Source organism: Methanobrevibacter ruminantium M1, assembly GCF_000024185.1.
Classification (GTDB): domain Archaea; phylum Methanobacteriota; class Methanobacteria; order Methanobacteriales; family Methanobacteriaceae; genus Methanobrevibacter; species Methanobrevibacter ruminantium.
Genome location: NC_013790.1, coordinates 681,894 through 702,219, shown reverse-complemented (window position 1 = coordinate 702,219; position 20,326 = coordinate 681,894). Strand labels below are relative to the sequence as shown.

Sequence of the window (20,326 nt, the reverse complement as noted above, 5' to 3'; positions counted from 1 at the left end):
AAAGATAAAATGATAAAATTAGCCTATTGCAATGTAGAAGAACTTGACTTAAAAAGAGCTTACAGCTTAGTCTCCAAGAGCCGTCAAGAAAAAATCGACTTTTACAGATTCGATAAGGATAAGAAGCTAAGCGCTGGAGCATATCTTCTATTGAAAAGGCTATTGTCTGAGGTGAATATTAAGGATTTTGAAATAATTATTGAAAAATATGAGAAGCCCCGTATAGTCGACCATGAGAACATATATTTCAATATAAGTCATTCAAGCAAAATGGTTTTATGTGCAATATCCGATAAGGAACTTGGCGTAGATATTGAAAATATTGATGGCGAAATTGATTTAAATATAGCTAAAAATTTTTTCTATAATGATGAGTATAAGTCGATTATGAACTGCGACAATCCAAGTGATGAATTCTTCAAATATTGGGTCCTGAAGGAAAGCTATATGAAATACACTGGCCTTGGAATGAATTTGAAACTGGATAGTTTTGAAATAGTTATTGGAGATGAGATCAAACTTAAAGATGACGATAGTGATTTAAAATTCAATCTATTTGAAATAGAAGATTATAAAATTGGAATAGCAAGCCATTACAATGTATATGACTTGATTGAATATGATCTTAAGGAACTGTATTAATTAAATGCTTATTAGGATTTATAGAAATATTTAAGAATAAAAATTATAAATTTATATAATGATAAGCAATAAAATTAATAACTAAGTTAATTAAATAATAGAAATAAAAATATAATAAAACTAATAAAAATAATTAAATAATTAGATAAGTAAATAAGGCGATATCATGGAATTGATAAAAAATTATAATGAAAAGGAATTAACAATTGAAACTGGAAACAAGATAGATACAACCACTGCACCTGACTTTGAAAATGAAATAATGGATGAAATGGGCAACTTTGATTCATTGACTTTAGATTTAAAGAATTTGGAATACATTTCCAGTGCAGGCTTAAGGGTTTTAATTCTTGTTCAAAAGAAATTAAAAGCTGACGACATTCCGTTTGTTATCATAAACACTAATGACAACATTAAAAACATTCTAACAATGTCTGGCTTTGACAAGATTTTAAATATTCAATAAGACAAAAAAACAAAATCAAAAAATAAAACAAATGAATAAAACAAAACAATAAAACAAAAAAAGAAAAAAGAAAAAAGAAAAAATAATCATTAAATTATAGTAATCGCTAACTATAGATTTAATGGTTCAACTTATTTTTATTTTTATAACATATTCAAAGCTAAATCTTAAGCTCTTTTAATACATATTAACTATTTAAAGATACTTCACTTATTTTTAATCAAAATCAAAATAATTAAATCTATTTTAATATTCTGTTAAGAAAAAAAATTGTATAAAAAAGTTATAAAGATAAAAAACAAAAATATATACATAAAAATTATCTTTTGGAGATTATTAATGAGCAAGAATAGAATTGAATGGATTGATCTCGTAAGAGCTCTCGCTATTTTAACCGTTCTATACATTCATGCAACAGATGGAATCTATATTATCTCCTCTGATTTAATCCCCTATTGGACTCCTTTTTCAAGAGTTTTCCAATTCATATCACTTTTTATTGGACGTATAGGAGTTCCATTCTTCTTAATGATTACAGGTTATCTATTGCTTGATAGAACCTATGACGATGAGAGAGTCAAAAAGTTTTGGAACAAGAGCTGTAAGGGCTTGGTCATAGTTACAATCATCTGGTCCCTGATTTATGCAGTGAGCATACAGCTTGTGGCCTATTCCAGCATACAAGTCAATACAATAGAAGCTGGAAACCTATTCTTCAGCCATATGTGGTATATGCCAATGATTATCGGTATGTATTTATCCATGCCTTTCGTAGCGAATGCATTGAAAAACTTTGATCCAAGAACAATTAACCAAGCTACAATCGTATTCTCCTGCCTGGCATTCCTGCTGCCTTTCATTTCGATTGTATGTGAGATGCAAGGGCTTCAGAATGTAAACATCCAATACTGCCTTGGTTTCAGTGGAGGAGTATATGGTATCTATATCATACTGGGTTGGCTGGTTAAGAAGGGACTATTCAAGAAGTATTCCTCAAACAGCTTGAGGCTGCTTGCAATAGTTTCGTTTATAATTTGCGTTCTCTTCCAATGGTATGCATTCTCTATAGACTTCAGTTTCTCATTATGGTATGAGTTCCCATTTATCCTAACCGGATCATTTGCATTGTTTGAATTATGTTCAAGAAGAGAAAAGGTCAGAGGATTTAGAGGAGTTGAATTTTTAGCCAAATATTCATTTGCTGTGTTTTTAATACACAACCTGTTTAGAATCATATTGCTTCCTATGGTGGTTTACCTGCCATATACAGAACCGGTTAAAGCGATTATACTTTGGATACTTTTAATAATAACCAGTTATGCAGCTGCAGTTATTATTTATAGAATTCCTAAGTTCGGTAAATTTATTTTATATATGAGATAATTGTTTATTTTATTATTATCTCATTTTATTTATTTTTTATAAAAAAAAGACTATTTTTATTGACTTTTAAAGAATTTATTGATATTTTATAAAAAAAGACTATTTTTATTGATTTTTAAAGAATTTATTGATATTTAGAAAAAGAACTAATTTTACTAATTATTAAAAAAAGAATAATTTAAAGAATTTGAAATTATTCAAACTCTTTTTTTAGCTCTTTAAAAGCCTCACTTGCCTCTGGGGAAGGAAATAGAGGATAAATATGAAACATGCCACTTCCTACAACCAATCGAGCATCAACATTATCTTCTTTTAACTTTTCATAATACTTCAATATGTCCTTATAGAATATCTCATTGTCTCCAGCAAAGATAAGTATTGGAGCCAAGCCAGAATTGTCTCCAAACAATGGGCTTACTCTGTAATCCTTTGTATCCAATTCTCCAGCCCATGACTTTCCTATTTCTCTAAGGCCTATCTCACCAAGGATCGGATCGGATTCATTATCATAAGGAGAATCATCCATTGAAATATCTACCCATGGAGAATAAACCACTATCTTATCAGGTTGTGGAAGATTGACTGTCTTTAAGTATTGGCAGAATGATAAGACAAATCCACCCCCAGCAGAGTCTCCCATCAGATAAATGGATTTATTGTTATTACTGTTATTATAGTTATTATTTTTATTATCTCCATTAGATTTATTCTCTTCAATTAAAGACTTATATAAATCAGTTATTTGATTAAAGGTTTCATTGCAGGAATGCTTAGGAGCCAAAGGGTAAACTGGAGAGATTACATAAGCATCTAATTTTTTAGAAATATATGAACAGAAGAAGTGATGCTGGAATCCTATTTCATTTATAAAGGCCCCTCCATGAATGTAAACAATCAGATTTTTTGATTGGCTATTTCCATAATGGAATATCTGTGTTCCATTTAAGTATGTGCTTTTGAATAAGGCGCTTTTAGGAGGCTTCTCTTGAGCGTTTAATCTCTCTTTTATTAAATCATTTACCTTTTCATAGGAATCCATATAATCAGGTTTTGTTTGCATCAAGATAATCTCTTCAATTTTTGCAAGAAATGACTTTTTATTTGACATATTGAACCTCATTGAAATTAAAAGATAAAGTTAATTAGAAAATAAAAATTAGAAAATAAAATATTTGAAAAAAATTTAGAAAATAATTAATCCAAATTACAATATTTAATATTATTTTTCTTAAAAAATATACAATTTACTATTTTTTAAACTTGTCGAAACCCTTTCTAAAATATTAATTAATTAAAATAATACTAATTTAAATAATAAATGATTTAAATAATAATTTCCAAAATAATTAGTATAGATAAGAATAATTTCAATTATAGAAACTAATAAAACTTTGGACTCAATTCTAAAATATTCTTTAAAAACAAATAAAAATTAAGGCACAAAAAGGATAAGAAAGAAAATTTTAGAACCAATATTAGAACTATAAAACAATCAAAAAGGGAATAAAATGCCATTAAACATATTCAGATACCACATATGACCTAATTTGCAAAAACAAAATCCAAATAGGGATTTTCCAAATTATTTTGATTCTGATTCCTTATAATGAATTATTTAAATCAAAATTATGCCACTGTCTTTATGGGCAATGACTTTTTATTGATAATTGCCTCGTTAATCATAATGATTTTCATATTTGGATATGGATCAGTCATAACAAAGGATGTGATAAGAGGGGGCAAGAAACTGCCTAAAATATACATTAAAGAGTGCACCATCTATGGAATTAAATGTGTTATAGTGGCACTCATATACTCTGCAGTTCAAACCTTAGTTATGGTTGACCTTTCCCATAGATTCCTTTTTCCAGAATTTGAATTAGAGCATGCCCTTACAGATATAACTGGAACATTACAAATGTTCACTGCAAATAATCCTATATTGATTGGCGAATATGTTGTAATAAGTATAATATTAACCTATATTTTTGTGTTCTTTATGGAAATTTCACTTGCAAGACTTGCAGATGGGGGAAAATTGCTTGAATCATTTAATTTGCTTGCAATCAAACGATGCATAGACACTATAGGCTGGAAAAAATATACAATTGATTATACAAAGCTTCTTCTTGCAATAACTATTTTAACTTATCTCCAATATGGATTCCAATTCTTAGGATTCTTCGATTACATAACAGATTTGATTTTTGGCCTTCTAGTCTTCATAATCCAATTTATTGGAATTGGGCAAATCTATAAGATATATAAAATTAAAAAATATAGCAATCTGGATAGGCCGACAAAAAAGAGTGTTTAAAGGCTTAATGAGTATAAAAATTAAAGCATTAAAGCTCTCTAAATAAAAAAATAATACAAAAAATCATCTTATGAACTAACAGAAAAAACTAATAAAAACTAATAAAAATTAAACTAAAAAACCGGTGTTTAAATTGTTGCTTGAACTAATAATTGAAAACTTACTAGAAACCATTGCAAGCATCATAGTTTTTCTAATTCCATTAGGAATAGGAAAATACATTATGAATAAAATAAAAAAGCATGAAAGTAAATTTACAAACAATAGGCTACTTAATCCCGCTGAATATATGCCAAAAGAGGAAGTTGAAACATTAAAGCAAGTATCCTATTTAATAGTGCTATTTTTACTCTTCATATTCTTCATATACAGTTTTTGGCCAATGGCAAATATGAAATTCTTCTCATTTTTAGAAATTGTATTGATGGTATACATTGCATTAAACATAGACTATAGCAACTGGAAAAACAAGGTACTGTTTTTCTTTTTAGTGCCTTATGGATCAATAGCATGGTTCCTTTTTGAAGAACTTACAAACAGCCTATTCGACATATTCCATATGATAATTCTTTTATACTTTATGAAAGTCTATTATGAGAAGTTTAGGGAATATACTGAAACAAATGGTTTAGGAATAACCATATTGCTATTATTTACCATAATATTTATTAGTTTTATTTTAACAATGATTGTAGAAGGAGTCTCACCGATCGATTCAATAGCAATGGTCTCAAATGCATTTACAAGTAATGGATATGCAGTTTTAGGAAGTTCATTCGGTGGAAAATTAAACAGCATACTATTGGTTTGGAGCGGTTATATCCTTTCAGGAGTAGGTACTGCTACAATGACAGTTGCTCTTCTTTCAAAACACTTCAATAAAAGAATCAAGGAAAATGAAAAAACAAATGAAGCACAATATGCCGAATTAAAAGAGATGATTGAAAGAAATAATGAGGAAATTAAAGAGATCCTTAAAGAGAACAATCTGGAAAAAAAGACTGAAGAAGAATTAGAAAAGAAAATTATAGAACCGTAAATCCATAAAAAAAGAATAAGAAAATAGAAAAAGAAAATAAAATAAGAAAATAGAATAAAAAAAGAGAATAATTAAACTCTATGAAAAAAGAGATTAATTCAAAAATATTAATTTACATAAAAATAATGGAGAGAAAAGATTTAATAAAATAAATCTTTCCTTATTATTTTTTAATTATAATAACTTCAAATCACCAGTTATTTTATCTAAAACATCATCTTCATCAGGACCTAATCCTAAAACAGTCACAGTGGATTTTGGCAATTGGGTTCTGCCAGCATCTGTCACCAAATAATAGGCCACACCATTTGCCCTTGCAATTTCCCTTAAATTATAAAGATCCTGTAATGTAGGTGCTTTTAAAACCACTTTTGCATAGGCCTCATTTTCCCACTTTCTTATTTTTTCCTTATCCGCTTGCTTATAAGCACCTATAGCAGCATGGCAACACTGAGCAGCTATCTTACCTTTTCCCATCTTTATATCTGTTCTTACAACCATTACCTGTTTCATTTGAATCCCAATAAAAAATTATTAATTTAAAAAAGCATAATTGAATTTTTTCTTCTAATCATTCTTATATTAAACTCGAACTTATTTAAACTTATCCAAAATGTGAAAAAACACAAAAACACAAATGTGATTTTGTGAAATTGTGAAAAAACACAGAAATGATAAATTAAAAAACTAAATTATGAAAAGTGAAAAAAAGAGAGAAACACACCTAAAAAACAAAAATTGATGAAAAAATAGAAAAACACACCAAATTATTATAAACTATTAAAAACAGATTATATTTATTATAAACTATTTACTAAAAAAGAGTTATTCATTAAAAAATTATCAAAAAACAAGAATAATTCCAATGAATTAAGTAAATTATCAAACTTATTAAAATTATTATTTTAAAGGATATGGAGATAAAATGAGTAGAATTTCTATTTTAGACAAGGACAAGTGCCAACCAAAGAAATGTAACACAGTATGTATGCACTACTGTCCTGGCGTACGTATGGATGAAGATACAATTGTAATTGATGAAAAGACTAAAAAACCACTTATTTCCGAAGAGCTATGTTCTGGATGTGGTATCTGCACCAACAGATGTCCATTTGGTGCAATCAGCGTTATTAACTTACCTGAAGCATTAGATGACCCTATCCACAGATATGGTCAAAACAGCTTTGAACTCTTTGGACTTCCAAGCCTTAAAGAAGGCACAGTGCTTGGTTTGCTTGGTCAAAACGGTATCGGTAAGTCTACAATCATGAGAATCCTATCTGGAGAGCTCATTCCAAACCTTGGAAACTATGAGGAGGAAGCCACTTGGGATAAGGTAATTGAATATTATAAAGGTTCATCCCTTCAAAACTACTTTAAGGCGCTCCAAGCAGGAGAAATTAAGACCATCCACAAGCCACAAATGGTGGATCAGCTCTCTAAGGTAGTTCAAGGAAATGTAAAGACCCTTCTTTCAAATGTGGATGAAAGAGGCAAATTGGATGAAATAATCGATGACCTTGACCTTAAGAATGTGCTAGAGAGAGACATGCAAAACCTAAGTGGAGGGGAACTTCAAAGAGTGGCAATAGCTGCTACAGTTCTTCGTGAAGGAGACTTCTACTACTTCGACGAACCAACATCATGGTTGGATGTTCGCCAAAGATTAAATGCAGTTAAAGTAATTCGTTCCCTTGCAGAAGCAGGCAAATCCGTCCTTGTGATTGAGCACGACTTAGCTACATTAGATGCATTAAGTGACAATGTCCACTTATTATATGGTGAACCTGGAGGATACGGTGTTGTAAGTGGAAACAAAGGTGTTAGAGTAGGAATCAATGCATACATTAACGGATTCCTCCAAGAGGAAAACGTAAGAATCCGAAAACAGGCAATTGAATTCAGCATTCGTCCACCTACCCCTGAAGATGACGGTGAAGTCTTAAGCGAATACAGCGATCTTAAAAAGGAATATGACGGATTTACACTTGAAGCGGAAGCTGGAAAAATCTATCACGATGAGATTGTAACTGCATTCGGTTCAAACGGTATCGGTAAGACCACATTTGCCAAAATATTGGCAGGAGTTGAAAAGCCAAGTGAAGGAAACATTTTAGAAAAGGTTGAAATTGCATATAAACCACAATACATTGAATCTGACTTTGATGGAACTGCTCAAGACTTCCTTTTTGCTAACGCCCCAACATATGGATCCAATATCTTCAACAGTGAAATCGGAAAGCCACTTGCACTTGAAAACCTATTGGACAAAAAGGTTAAGAAACTAAGTGGAGGGGAACTTCAAAGACTTGCCCTCGCTGTAACCTTATCACAGGATGCAGACACCTATCTTTTCGACGAGCCAACTGCTTTCTTGGATGTAGAGCAAAGACTGATTGCAGCAAGAGTAATCAGAAAGATAGTTGAAAGCAGAAATGCAGCTTCACTTATCATAGATCACGATATCGTATTTATTGATTATATTTCAGACAGAGCTATGGTCTTTAGCGGAGAGCCTGGACTTAATGGTAAGGCATCTAAACCTGCAGACCTTAGAACAAGCATGAATCAGTTCTTAGGAGATTTAGATATTACATTTAGAAGAGATAAGGAAACTAAACGTCCTAGAGTAAATAAATATGATTCTTATCTTGATAGAGAGCAAAAAGAACAAGGAGAGTATTATTACTTAAAAGAATAAGCTACAAGCTTTTTTGGCAAGCTTTTTTCGCCTACGGCGAAAAAACCTTGACCAAAATTTTTATTTTGGCTATGCTCTAAACTGCTCTTTTTTTAAGGTTGGGACAACTAAAATTTCCAAGACAATTTCTTTAACTTTTAAATTTAAAACTATTTTTCAACAGCACCTACAATAAAAAATCGATTTAAAAAATTAGAAAAAGTAATACTTTTTTTCAACATGTAAAAATGTTTTATAATATACGAATTCATTACAAGTAATTACGTGAAATTACGTGAAAACTGTAAAAATCTTAAATTAAAATTATTTTTATAAAAAAATAAAAGCAAATATTCATTTTTAAATTTTACAAGAAGATGGTAGAAATTGTAATGAAATCTTCAAAAATCGAAATTGAAAGTAATAAAAATTAAAAGTTTTTAGTGAAAAATTATGCTAAAAAATGATAAAAAAATGATGAAAAATCATTAAAGAATATACCTCAAAATGATTATAAAACTATGAAAAAACAATGACATGAAAAAATTTAAAAAAAAGAAAAAAATTAATTAATGATTAAAAAAATTGAAAAAAAATTAATTAAAAAATTCAAAAACAGTAAAAATATAATAAAAAAAGAAAAGAAACTAAATAAATAAATTATTTAGTTCTTAAAGCTTCTACAGCTAAAACAAACTCACGAGCAAATACTTTAACCTTTTCTGGGTCGATTGAGTAACTTACTCTTAAATATTTATGACCAAAGGTATTGCTTGTATAGGATCCTTGCCTTGTAAAGACTTTTCTGTCAATTAGATATTGAGACATGTCTTCTGAGTCGATTCCTGCACCGGATAAGTCAATTCCCATCATATTTCCACTTGACGGATAGACTGGCAAGAAAACACCTTCACACTGATCCACAGCTTCCTTAATGATCTTCTGATTTTCAAAAGTGGTGTCTTTAACCCTATCAATCCATTGAGGCTTAGTCTTTAAGGCTGCAATTGCACCAGCCTGTGCAACCATGCTTGTACCTACGTCGTTAATGATAATGCTTTTGACAACATCAATAACTTCCTGAGTTGATACGATAGCACCTAATCTAAGACCTGCCATACCAAATATCTTAGAGAAACTATAACAGGTTATAGTATTGTCTGGAGCGTATTTTGCAGCGAGAGTATGTTTTTGTGCAAAATCTCTATAAGTTATGTCATGTAATAAGAATAAATCATTTTCTTTTGCAATTTCTGCAAATTCCTTAATTTCCTCTTCAGTGTAAGAGCTTCCAAGTGGGTTTAATGGATCAATTAAAAGAATTACTCTAGTATTTTCATCCATATTCTCTCTAACAAGCTTTGGAGTTAATTTATAATTGTTTTCTTCACTATAAATCTTTACAGCCCTTACTTCACCGGCAAATCTGCTTGCAAAATTATCAATGATAAGATATCCTGGATCTGGAGTTATTACATTATCTGTATCAGATAAAACGGCATTCATAGCCAAGTATAAAGATTCTGTTGCCCCTGCATTAATATAAATGCTTAAGTCTTCCAAATCCAAATCCTTTAAAATTAAAGATTGGAGCTCTGTAAATCCTTCTGGAGGTGGGTACTTACAGTATTCGTCACTTTCAATGCAATCAATCATTGCCTTATGAACTTCTTCATTGTGACCAATATGCAATTCATTTGTGTTTTGACCCATCCAAATCATTTCTTTATCTTGAAAAACAGATTCAAAGAATTGATTCGCAGATTTATAACCTTCTGGAATAATCTTTGCTGCCTTTGCATATTTCTTCTTTTGGATCATCTTTAACAAACCCTTTCAAATCAATAAATATAAATTTTTTGCCTAATCCTTTTCAAATTAAGCTAGTTAGTTAGTAATGTAAATTAATTAATAGATTAATTGATTAGATTAATAAAAATTAGTTAAAAACCAATTAATAATTAATTAGAATATAGTAAAATTTTCAAAGTTACAACACTATATAATATATTAAAAGATACATATAAAACTATTTATAAAACAATCACCAAACAGGTGAGAATATACAAAAATATACATTAAAATAGAAAAAATTAATAATTTAAATAAAAAAGTTATTATTTTTTAATAAAAATGAACAAAAAAACTGAATCAAAAATAAAACTTTAAAAAAATAAACAAAAATAAGTTTAAAAAAAAATAAACAAAAAAATGGATTAAAAATAAAACTTTAAAAAAATAAACAAAAATAAGTTTAAAAAAAAATAAAAGTAAGGGATTTGATTAAAAAAATCATTCAATTCCATTATTTGTAATTGAGAAATGAATAGCTAATCCTTCCCTTCGGGTTTTATGGCGTTTTAAAATGGCAATTCTTTCACTGCTTCCTTCTTCACGTTTCAATTCAATAATGATTTTGCTCCTATATTGAATGATTGTTCCACCAACAGGAGCCATTTCATCACTGTCTTCCTCAAAGGAGGCATAGATTTGATTTGTCACTAAAACAGCCAAATCATAATCAACTGCAAATTTAGCAAGCTGCTGCATTTGCTTACCTAAAAGATGTGATCTTGACTTATCGTCTTCAACCCTAAACAATGCAACAGCAGAATCAAGAACGATTAATTCCACTTCACTGTTATTAGAAGCTAGCCAATCTTCAATCAGTTCCAAATCCTCTTCCTGTTCCTTAAATGAAGTCGGTTCAAAGACAACTATATTTTTAGCAACATTATCAAAATCTTCACCAGATATTTGCTTAATCCTCTCAACAGAGATTCCCCCTTCGGTATCAATATAGATTACCTTTTTTCCACTTCTTGCAACATTAACTGCAATATTTAAGGAAACATTGGTTTTTCCAACACCTGGAGGTCCGTAAATCTGAGTGATAGTTCTTTTATCAATTCCCCCATCTAACAATTCATCTAAAGGAGAATTAGTGGATATTTTTTCATAATCTTGCATAGTAGATAAAATTTTCATAGTTTTAACCTTTAATCTTAATTAATAAACGAATAAATGAATAAATTGATTATTTGCTCTTTTAAAAATTATTTAAAACTTTTTAAAAAATATTTTCTAAATCTTTTAGATAATTAATTAAAAACTTTTAACAAAAGTTTTCACATAAATGCTAAATAAATCTATTTAAGTTCAATTATTTAAATCTAATTTTTTATTGAAAAATCTTGATATTTTTCACATCAATATTGCTTTAATATTGAAACAACTTTGACCTAAGCTAAATAAAAATTATGCCAAAAATAAAGCAAATCTAACAGGATGAAAACAATTTAGACTTGAAAGAAGAATTTCCAATCTCCCTAAATAAAACAGATTATAAGTTCATATCATCAATATCATTTTTATTAGAGTCCATATCACCAATATCTTCTTTAATAGATTCCAAATCATTTGAAATTAGTCCTTTCCTAACTAAAGAAGGTTTAGCAGAAGTCAAATCAATCACAGTTGATGGCTTTCCCCCAGTCAAGTCTCCAACATCAATAGCCAAATCAATGCAATCACCAATTTGTTTTAATATGTCATGTGGATTAGATAAAGTCTCTTCATTTGCAATATTTGCACTTGTAGTTGTTATTGGAAAAATGGAAGCCAATTCTCTTGCAATCTTATTATCTGGAATCCTAACACCTACTTTAGTGCTTGAACTTACATAGGGAGAAACAGTCTTTTGCTTGTTTAAAATAAAAGTAAAAGGTCCTGGAAGCCATTTATTAACCACTTCACGTGAATGATCATCTAAATGAGCGATAAGCTCCAAGCTTTCAATATCCGAAACCAAAACAGATAATGGCTTTGATCTTTCCCTATGCTTAATTTTATAAATTCGTTGAACAGCCTGATTATTGAAAATATTTGCTCCCAAGCCATAGACAGTGTCTGTAGGATATAATATAACTCCTCCTTGAGCCATAATGTCAATAGCCTCATCTATAAGATCCATATCTGGATTTTCAGGATTCATTTTAAATATTTTCATAAACAATTCACCAAAATGATTAAATTTTTCTATTAATGAATATCCACATCTAAATTTCTTATCTAAAGGAATGAAAAAATAGAAAATATTTTTCTAATTTTAAAAAACTAATTAAAAACTAATTAAATATATATTAGTAAATCAATATAATTAAAATTATGCTTGAAAGTTTAAGACCATTTCTCACAAAAATATTAGAACCTATAGCCAGCCGATTAAATATAAATCCAAATATTGTAACTATAATTTCGCCATTTTTAGCTATAATATCTGCATATTTCTTTGCTACAGGGAATTTGATTGGCGGAGCATTATTCATACTTCTTAGCGGATTTTTAGATGTTGTTGATGGAGCTGTAGCAAGATACCACAACAGATCAAGCCCATTTGGTGCATTTCTAGACTCTACAATGGACAGATTTGCAGATGCAATCATATTCATTGGAATAATCTTTGGAGGTTATTGTAATTGGTTTGTTGGAGTTTTAGCAATCCATTCAGCAATTACAGTAAGCTATGTAAAGGCAAGAGCCGAATCACAAGGAGTTGAGTGCAATACTGGAATAGCCGAACGTGCAGTTAGATTGATAATTCTTATGGTGGGAGCGGTAATTGCATTCATATTCAATTCAGATATAATTTTCACATACTTTATCTACATACTTGTAGTTCTTTCATACTTTACAGTAGGCCAAAGAGTTTACCACGTCTGGAAAGAGCTAAATAAAAAGAAAATCCCACAAAGAAGATTGTAGATTCTAAATTAATAATAAGAATAAAAATGATAGACTAATAAAATAATAAATTAATGAAAATGATAAGATAGATAATGATAAAATAAGATAATGATAAAATAATAAAAATTGTTCGAGGCAATAAAATGAAAGATTTGGAAAGTGAAGAAAAGATAGCAATTGATATTGCCAAACTTGAAAGAAATCTTAATCAAGTTGAAGACATCAAGTTTGAAGGAAAAGAAAAGGAAGTTTATGATAGGGCAATAGATTACTGGAATGATTCAAAATATTACCTAGAGAAAAAAGACACAAGAACTGCTTTTGGTTGCATTGAATATAGCCACGGCTTGTTAGATGCGCTAAGAATGATTCATGGATTAATTTAATTAAAAATTCGATTGATTAAATTATAGTTTAATATGGTAAACCATACAATAATCAAACTTGACATTAAAATTATTAATCAAATTGACATAACTTAAGATTTTAATAATTTTAGACAAACTTTCAATAAAAAAATTAAAAAATTAAAAAATTGAAAGATCGATAAATTATAGAATTATGAAAATTAGGGAATGATAAAAATTTAATTCGTATATTATCAAACTATTTGATAAGTATAAAACAAAAAAATATAAATACTTTCACAAATAAATATTTATTCAAGACATTAAGAGCAATTTTTTAAATTTAAAAACAAAAAGATTCAAATAAACTAAAACAAAAAATAAAACAAAAAATTCTTAAAGATAGGAGATGATGAAATGGCAGATGTGGATGTTACTGAAATTAGAATTATTTTAGAAGACCTTTCTAAAGATCAATTAACTGAAATTTTAGAAAAAAACGGCTATACCAGCAAAGGTAGCGAAAAATTCCTGATTAAAGAAATCATGACTAAAATTTCCCACGACATTATTATTGATGAATTAGACCAGCTTGGCGTTTTAGACTAATTCCATTAATAATAATTTTATTTTTTACCATTTTTTAGCAATTCTTATCTATTCTTACCCCTACTTACTTATTTTTACTTATTTTATCAATACTTACTCACTTATCTTACATATTTACTCTTTTTTTAAAAAATTAATTAATTTTAAATAACTTATAAAATAAATCATTAATTATGATTTTAAAAACAGCACGACTTATTTTAAGACCTTGGAAAGAGGAAGATGCAGAATGCTTATATCATTTTGCTAAAAATCCAAAGATTGGACCTATTGCAGGATGGCCACCACATAAAAGCGTTGAAGAGAGCTTAGAGATTATAAAAACTATTTTTGCAAAAAAAGAAACTTATGCAATTACAATAAATGATAAGGCAATAGGATGTGTAGGGCTTTTATTCTATCCAGATACTAATCACAAGTGGGAAAATGAAGGTGTAGAATTAGGCTATTGGATTGGAGAGGAATATTGGGGCCAAGGATTAGTAGTAGAAGCATGCAATGAACTCATCAGACATGCCTTTGAAGACATTGATATAAATAAAATTTATGCTAGTTTTAAATATGAAAATCATCAATCTAAAAGAGTTTTAGAAAAATTAGGATTTAAATATTATTGTGATTTAAAAAATAAGGATTATACCGGAGAAGAATTCTATGAAATAGCTATGTTTTTAGAGAAAAAGTAATTAAAAAAAACAGCATTTAAAGAAAAAAAGTTTAAAATAGTTAAAAAACGAATTTAACCCATCATAAAAATCATAGAAAGTATTTGAACAACTATAGAAATTCCGATAATAATTATTCCATGTTTATGAACTTCCTCATTTTTAGATAAAATCAAATATATACCAATTACGATTGCAAATACAGGTATTAAAAAGGACAATATATAACCAGTGATCTTAGCAAAATTATGAGGATTTTGCTTTGTTGGGACATTATAAGTAGAACTTTGATTTACTTGAGAATTAAAACTAGGATTCTGATTTACTTGTGAATCAGAACTAGAACTAGAGCCCATCCCAGATGAATTAGCTTCTCTATAATCATAGCCACAATGATGGCAAAAATGACTTCCTTCTTTTCGTTCCACTCCACAATTTGGACAAAAACTCATTTTATACCCCCTTTAATAAAAAACAATAATATTCTTTGAAAAAAAATAAATTTGTTCTAATATAGTAAAACTAATTAAAAAACTAATAAAAAAAACAAAATCTTTAAGAGGAATCTTAAAGAAATTGTGCAAAAAAATTTTTAATCAAGGTTTTTTGGCCGTAGGCCAAAAAAAAGCTTGAATTAGTCATCATCCATATCTTCGAACCTAGGTTCTAATTTTTCCATTACGCCAGGTAATGAAGTGTATTCCATCTCTTCAGATGGTAATCTGTGTGGTTCGAATGGACCGTGTCTTCTGATGTAGGTTGCAATGTTTGCAGATTGTCTTCTGGTTTCATCAAATGCAGGGTCGTCAAATAAGTCTACAGGACCGACTAATTTAGCATCAGTTACTTGGAAACCTAAACCTACAACCCTAGGAGGTCCGTCAAATCTGATTGGGTTAGCTTCTTCTTGGCTGGTTGGCATCATAGGACCGTTGTGGGAACCTCTCATCCATCCACTTACCATGTGAGGGAATGCAAATGGTTCTACACATTCACCATTAGCAGGGAAACCAGATTGAGCTCTTACAATAGCTACAGGGTCGTCTTTACCAACGTATTCACCAGCTAACATGTTTAATTTGTCAGTACTTACTGCTGCTGCGATTTCACCGTTTTTCTTAAATACTCTTTTAATTACGTATCTTCCAGTGGAACCGATTAATGCAAGTAAGTCGTACATTTCTTCAGGACAGTCTAATACTACTTTTTTGTGTTCCATTACATCAAAGACTTCAAAACTGAATCCGTCATGTAAACTTGGGTCAATTACAAGTCCTGCAGTGTTGAATGGGTCTGCAAAGATCTTGAATATAGGCAAGTTGAATGCACCAGGTTCAGTCTTATCCATACAGTATACAATTACAGGGTCACTTCTTCTTTCTTTAAATTCCATTTCTGCACAGCCTGGACCCATACCTTTAACGTTTCCAGAGAAAGTGTCAGATAATAAGTCTTGACCTGCACCGTATAATTTTAAGTCTCTTGCAATTTCAGTTGCTTGAATGAAAGCATCATATGCAGTTTTGTGAACTTCTTCGTTCAATTCACCGTTTCTGTGGGTCATGATTAAATCAATGTCGTCACCACAACGGGTTATATAGTAATCTTCAAGAATTCCAGTTTCTAAAGCATTAGCTAAAACCTCATCACATTTTTCCATTAATGCAGGATGAGATACACAGTGTCCGGAAACACTTCCAATATCCGCTTTGATTACACTTACAGTAGTTTTCATCTTAAAACACCTCAGTAAATAAAATATACAAAATATAGTAAAATACTATAAATACTATTTAACTAGATAATATGCTTTTTTTAGTCAAATAGTGCAAATATTTAGCTTTAATTCATAATATAAGAATAATAATTAACTATTATAGCAATTAACTATTAAGGAATAATTATATTATTAATAACTAATTGTTATAATAATTAATTACTGAATTAATAGCTAATATAAAATAATTAAATTATTAATCAAACTAAATACTTTTTAAATAACTAAATAGAAATATATGATAATTCCTTTAGTTATTTAATATACATTATTATTTTTGATTTATATTATATATAATAATTATGATTTAAAATCGAATCTTTATTAAAATGAGTGATTAAATAGAATAAAAGAATGAAAAAATTAATGATTGAATTAAAAAGAATAGAAAAAAATAAAAAAATATAGAATCGAAATTAAAAAAAAATAGAAAAAAATAATGAATCAAATCAAAATGAATAGAAAAAGATTAGAAATCAAATTAAAAAGAAAAAAAGAAAAAAATAGCAAATCATTTTTAGTTTAAAGAATAATTAGCCATGCTTTTTATAATAAGAAATTAACCATAGAGTAATTATTGAAAACAAGCATGCAATCACAATAGCCAATGGATAAATAAAATAGCCAACGATCATTCCAAACAATACAAATACGATTGTTGTAACATATGGCTGATTATCTGCCAATGCTATCTGAAGAGCAATATTTGCCTTATCCGAATTCTTTAAAGCATTTATAGTAAAAATTGTCAAAATAGCAACGATTATAAAGTCCAAACCATATAAGAAGCTAGGCAAGAATGCATCAGGATTTAAGGCAACGAATGTAGTCAAATAAGGAATTAAAGATAGGAAAAACATTGCAATGCCTATTGACCAGATAACCTTATGATCTATCTTATTTACCATGCTAAAAACATTATTGTTATAATTCCAAAAGTTAAAGCAAACGATAAAACTTACTGCATAAACAATAAATTCCAATTTTATATCAAGCAAAGCTCCCCAAGATCCATCTACAGCCATTGGAATCTCAAGGACAATCACTGTAATCACAATGGCAATAACTGCATCAATAAATGCTTCAAACCGTTCGGTTGAACCGTCATCAGGTCTTTGAAGTCTTGAAAAGAAAAGCCAGCAAATCAGTGCAATCAGAATGCAGACAAATATTCCTGGAGTATAAACTGTATAGCTTATTAAAAATCCCTATAAGAACGATTATAATCGGAATATAGCAATAGATCTTTCTGAAATTGTTTTTAGATATTCCGCAATTATAGGGGTCAGCCCTATAAACCGCATAAATAGACAATACATAAAGAATAAGTATTGCAAGAAAATCGATTCCAAACATTGTCTCAGCAGCAATTGAATTCACATTCAATGCCACCCAAGTAGCAAAATAAGGAAGAAGAGAAATTGCAAACATCTGAATGGCATAAATAATCAATACAGTATTATTTATCTCTTCAACTACCTGGAATAAATTATGATTATCATACCAAATGATAAAAAGGGCCAAATAACAGATTGCATAAGTTATAAACCTTGCATTTAAGGCTAAAAATGCAGGAACGGTAGGAGCTGCAGGCTGTGATAACTTTAATACAAGAACTGTGATTATGATTGCTATAATCGCATCAAAAAATGTTTCAAATCTGTTAGTGTTCATAATTATAGTATGTATTTTTTAATATATAAACAAAATAAAAGTTAACTATTTTTATACAAATAAAAACCAGTCATAAAATTCCAGATTATTAAGGTATAAACAGATAATCTTTCAAAGACAGGCATATAAAGGCTTTCTAGATTGAAAAACATTATCCAAAAGACAATAAATCCAATAATTCCCAATATAAAAGTGATTTTCTGATAGCTTTCAAATTCAGCCATAGCTCTTGAAACAAGAATCAGCATCACATTTCCGCCAAGGATAGCCATAACAGCGCCTAAACTATGATAGCCATCAGTCAATGGATTTCCAGCATGAATAAAGCCAACAATTATCACTCCAAGAGCTGTAATGACCGCCAAAATGGAAATGATTAATTTATATTTTATAATAAAATCCCTAAACTTAGCAAAATAACCTAATAAAAGAGTAATTCCAATTAGAATAAAAGCAGAATTCATTAAAAAGGATAAAGGAGAATTGGCCACAGGAACTCCCAATTCTGAAATGGTATGAAAAAGATAGGTGTTGATTAAGGAATCATTGAAAAATCCTGCTGAAATCAATTCAGCAAGAATATAGTATAAGCTGCCAAAAACCATTATTATTCCTGCTACTTTCTGCAAAAGGCAAGATTCCCTATTGCAATTGCTACAATCCCTCATAGAATACACCTAATCCATTATTAAAAAAAAACTTTGAAAAACTTTAAATCCCAAAATTCAATCGATTTTTATTAAAAAAAAATTTATAAATAACTTTAACTCTCCAATCTATTCAAATAATCTTTTCTAATAAACAATGGTCTTAAAAGCCTTTTCAAGCTCTTCATCCTGATTCATCTCTTCTTTTACCTGTTTTACAAATTCCAAATCTGCATTTGTTTCAGGATACCTTGGAACTGCCTTGCAGCCCCCATCATCCCTTTTGGAAATCTCGAATGTGCCAATTTTCTCTGCAATTCTAGTTATCTCCAATTTATCAAGACCTATAAGGGGACTTAAAACCGGAACATCAAGATCCTCACGGGTTGCAAGTATGTTTGGAAGTGTCTGGGAAGCTACCTGACCTAAGCTGCTTCCATCAATAACAGCCTCTGCATTAAGCTTTTTAGCCAATTTGCCAGCTAACTTATACATTCCAGACTTGCAGAGAACACAAGTCATCTTATCTGGAGCCTCCGCCTTACAGGTGGAAAGGTATTCTCCATATTTTACAACCCTTCTTTTGATTGGAGCTCCGCTTGCATATAGATTCAATTGATCTATCAAGTCATTAAAGTTCTGCAGTGCCTCAGGAGAAGTATAAGGCTCATTATCACAATATAAAGCAATAACCTGACAGCCTCTTTTCATCATAAGATATGTAGCTACAGGAGAGTCTATTCCACTTGATACAAGTGAAACGACCTTTCCTTGAGTTCCAAGAGGAAGGCCTCCCGGACCTTCAATCTTTTCGTGATAAACATAAGCATCGCCGTCTCTTACTTCAAGATAGATAGTAAGTTCTGGATTTGACAAGTCAACAGGACAAGAGTATTTGCGAACTACAACAGCCCCTGCAAAAGCAGCCATTTCCTGTGAAGAGAATTCATGTTGACCTACCCTTCTGCAGCTTATTGCAAATTTAGTGTTCTCATCCAAAAGACCTTCTTCATAAAGATGCTCTGCATATTCCCCAACAGTTTTTTCAATATCCTCAAAAGTGGATTTGGTGGATATTGCAGGAGAATATGATACAATTCCAAATATCCTCTCCAGTTTCTCTATTGCATCATCAAACTCTTTTGGAAAGATGTAAATTCTTGCTTGGTTAACCTTCACTTCCGCATCTATTGACGCTTTTATATTATTTACTAAACGACTTTCAAATCTGCGCCTTACTCGATTACTTTTTAATGCTACTTCACCATATCGAGCAATGATTAAATCATAATTCATAAAATACCTCATAAAAATTAATAAATCAGCAATTAAAA

The 20,326-nt window shown here is 29.8% G+C and carries 21 protein-coding genes; 10 read left to right on the top strand and 11 right to left on the bottom strand.

The features are described 5' to 3' along the window. Positions 1–9: 9 nt before the first annotated feature. The 3 genes from MRU_RS02610 to MRU_RS02600 all read left to right on the top strand — a co-directional run bounded on the left by MRU_RS02610 (position 10) and on the right by MRU_RS02600 (position 2,491). Positions 10–642 carry a 4'-phosphopantetheinyl transferase family protein gene (locus MRU_RS02610; protein ID WP_012955316.1) on the top strand — a complete coding sequence of 211 codons (633 nt, stop codon included), beginning with the start codon at positions 10–12 and terminating at the stop codon, positions 640–642. A gap of 166 nt (positions 643–808) precedes the next feature. After that, complete coding sequence (locus tag MRU_RS02605; RefSeq protein ID WP_012955315.1) at positions 809–1,108, top strand: STAS domain-containing protein; 300 nt, start codon at positions 809–811, stop codon at positions 1,106–1,108. Positions 1,109–1,447: 339 nt separating this feature from the next. Next, the gene (locus MRU_RS02600; RefSeq protein WP_012955314.1) at positions 1,448–2,491 is read left to right on the top strand and encodes an acyltransferase; all 1,044 of its coding nucleotides are present in this window, start codon (positions 1,448–1,450) and stop codon (positions 2,489–2,491) included. A gap of 193 nt (positions 2,492–2,684) precedes the next feature. Here the strand turns inward: MRU_RS02600 and MRU_RS02595 are convergent, their stop codons facing one another. After that, positions 2,685–3,599 carry an alpha/beta hydrolase fold domain-containing protein gene (locus MRU_RS02595; protein ID WP_012955313.1) on the bottom strand — a complete coding sequence of 305 codons (915 nt, stop codon included), beginning with the start codon at positions 3,597–3,599 and terminating at the stop codon, positions 2,685–2,687. A gap of 534 nt (positions 3,600–4,133) precedes the next feature. Here MRU_RS02595 and MRU_RS02590 point away from each other — a divergent pair. Together MRU_RS02590 and MRU_RS02585 are read left to right on the top strand one after the other, a co-directional pair. Beyond that, positions 4,134–4,808: a DUF4013 domain-containing protein gene (locus tag MRU_RS02590; protein WP_171776158.1), complete on the top strand. Its 675-nt coding sequence runs from the start codon at positions 4,134–4,136 to the stop codon at positions 4,806–4,808. 124 nt (positions 4,809–4,932) lie between these two features. Then, positions 4,933–5,847: a hypothetical protein gene (locus MRU_RS02585; protein WP_394296002.1), complete on the top strand. Its 915-nt coding sequence runs from the start codon at positions 4,933–4,935 to the stop codon at positions 5,845–5,847. Positions 5,848–6,021: 174 nt separating this feature from the next. On the opposite strand, the gene pth2 is transcribed toward MRU_RS02585, so the two are convergent. Continuing rightward, entirely contained in the window at positions 6,022–6,360 is a 339-nt protein-coding gene (pth2, locus tag MRU_RS02580; RefSeq protein WP_012955310.1) for a peptidyl-tRNA hydrolase Pth2, read from the bottom strand. Positions 6,361–6,772: 412 nt separating this feature from the next. Between pth2 and MRU_RS02575 the strand changes: the two genes are divergently transcribed. Beyond that, on the top strand, positions 6,773–8,548 hold the full coding sequence (locus MRU_RS02575) for a ribosome biogenesis/translation initiation ATPase RLI (protein ID WP_012955309.1): 1,776 nt from the start codon (positions 6,773–6,775) through the stop codon (positions 8,546–8,548). Positions 8,549–9,187: 639 nt separating this feature from the next. Here MRU_RS02575 and MRU_RS02570 read toward each other — a convergent pair. The 3 genes from MRU_RS02570 to MRU_RS02560 form a co-directional block, all read right to left on the bottom strand. Continuing rightward, entirely contained in the window at positions 9,188–10,348 is a 1,161-nt protein-coding gene (locus MRU_RS02570) for a pyridoxal phosphate-dependent aminotransferase (RefSeq protein WP_012955308.1), read from the bottom strand. 471 nt (positions 10,349–10,819) lie between these two features. Next, a complete protein-coding gene (gene radB, locus MRU_RS02565; protein WP_012955307.1) occupies positions 10,820–11,515 on the bottom strand; it encodes a DNA repair and recombination protein RadB in 696 nt (231 codons plus the stop codon). A gap of 355 nt (positions 11,516–11,870) precedes the next feature. Next, on the bottom strand, positions 11,871–12,536 hold the full coding sequence (locus MRU_RS02560) for an L-threonylcarbamoyladenylate synthase (protein ID WP_012955306.1): 666 nt from the start codon (positions 12,534–12,536) through the stop codon (positions 11,871–11,873). A gap of 158 nt (positions 12,537–12,694) precedes the next feature. On the opposite strand from MRU_RS02560, the gene pgsA reads away from it, so the two are divergent. The 4 genes from pgsA (at position 12,695) to MRU_RS02540 (ending at position 14,915) form a co-directional block, all read left to right on the top strand. Further along, positions 12,695–13,291 (top strand): archaetidylinositol phosphate synthase, encoded by a 597-nt coding sequence (gene pgsA, locus MRU_RS02555; RefSeq protein ID WP_012955305.1) that lies wholly within the window; start codon positions 12,695–12,697, stop codon positions 13,289–13,291. Between the two features lie 125 nt (positions 13,292–13,416). Continuing rightward, the gene (locus MRU_RS02550; RefSeq protein ID WP_012955304.1) at positions 13,417–13,659 is read left to right on the top strand and encodes a DUF357 domain-containing protein; all 243 of its coding nucleotides are present in this window, start codon (positions 13,417–13,419) and stop codon (positions 13,657–13,659) included. Between the two features lie 378 nt (positions 13,660–14,037). Beyond that, positions 14,038–14,229: a hypothetical protein gene (locus MRU_RS02545; protein ID WP_012955303.1), complete on the top strand. Its 192-nt coding sequence runs from the start codon at positions 14,038–14,040 to the stop codon at positions 14,227–14,229. Between the two features lie 173 nt (positions 14,230–14,402). Continuing rightward, positions 14,403–14,915, top strand: a complete 513-nt coding sequence (locus MRU_RS02540) for a GNAT family N-acetyltransferase (protein WP_012955302.1) — start codon at positions 14,403–14,405, stop codon at positions 14,913–14,915. 53 nt (positions 14,916–14,968) lie between these two features. Here the strand turns inward: MRU_RS02540 and MRU_RS11180 are convergent, their stop codons facing one another. The 6 genes from MRU_RS11180 to thiI form a co-directional block, all read right to left on the bottom strand. Then, positions 14,969–15,346, bottom strand: coding sequence for a zinc-ribbon domain-containing protein (locus MRU_RS11180; RefSeq protein ID WP_012955301.1), 378 nt, complete (start codon positions 15,344–15,346; stop codon positions 14,969–14,971). A 182-nt stretch (positions 15,347–15,528) separates the two neighbouring features. Further along, entirely contained in the window at positions 15,529–16,629 is a 1,101-nt protein-coding gene (gene fbp / locus MRU_RS02530; protein WP_012955300.1) for a fructose-1,6-bisphosphate aldolase/phosphatase, read from the bottom strand. Positions 16,630–17,204: 575 nt separating this feature from the next. Continuing rightward, positions 17,205–17,816: a TMEM175 family protein gene (locus tag MRU_RS02525; protein WP_048812584.1), complete on the bottom strand. Its 612-nt coding sequence runs from the start codon at positions 17,814–17,816 to the stop codon at positions 17,205–17,207. Then, the gene (locus MRU_RS11655) at positions 17,779–18,345 is read right to left on the bottom strand and encodes a TMEM175 family protein (protein WP_012955298.1); all 567 of its coding nucleotides are present in this window, start codon (positions 18,343–18,345) and stop codon (positions 17,779–17,781) included. The genes MRU_RS02525 and MRU_RS11655 overlap by 38 nt, the downstream gene beginning before the upstream one ends. Before the next feature lie 41 nt (positions 18,346–18,386). Next, positions 18,387–19,013, bottom strand: coding sequence for a DUF998 domain-containing protein (locus MRU_RS02515; protein WP_012955297.1), 627 nt, complete (start codon positions 19,011–19,013; stop codon positions 18,387–18,389). A 126-nt stretch (positions 19,014–19,139) separates the two neighbouring features. Continuing rightward, positions 19,140–20,288 carry a tRNA uracil 4-sulfurtransferase ThiI gene (gene thiI / locus MRU_RS02510; protein WP_048812380.1) on the bottom strand — a complete coding sequence of 383 codons (1,149 nt, stop codon included), beginning with the start codon at positions 20,286–20,288 and terminating at the stop codon, positions 19,140–19,142. Positions 20,289–20,326: the final 38 nt, after the last annotated feature.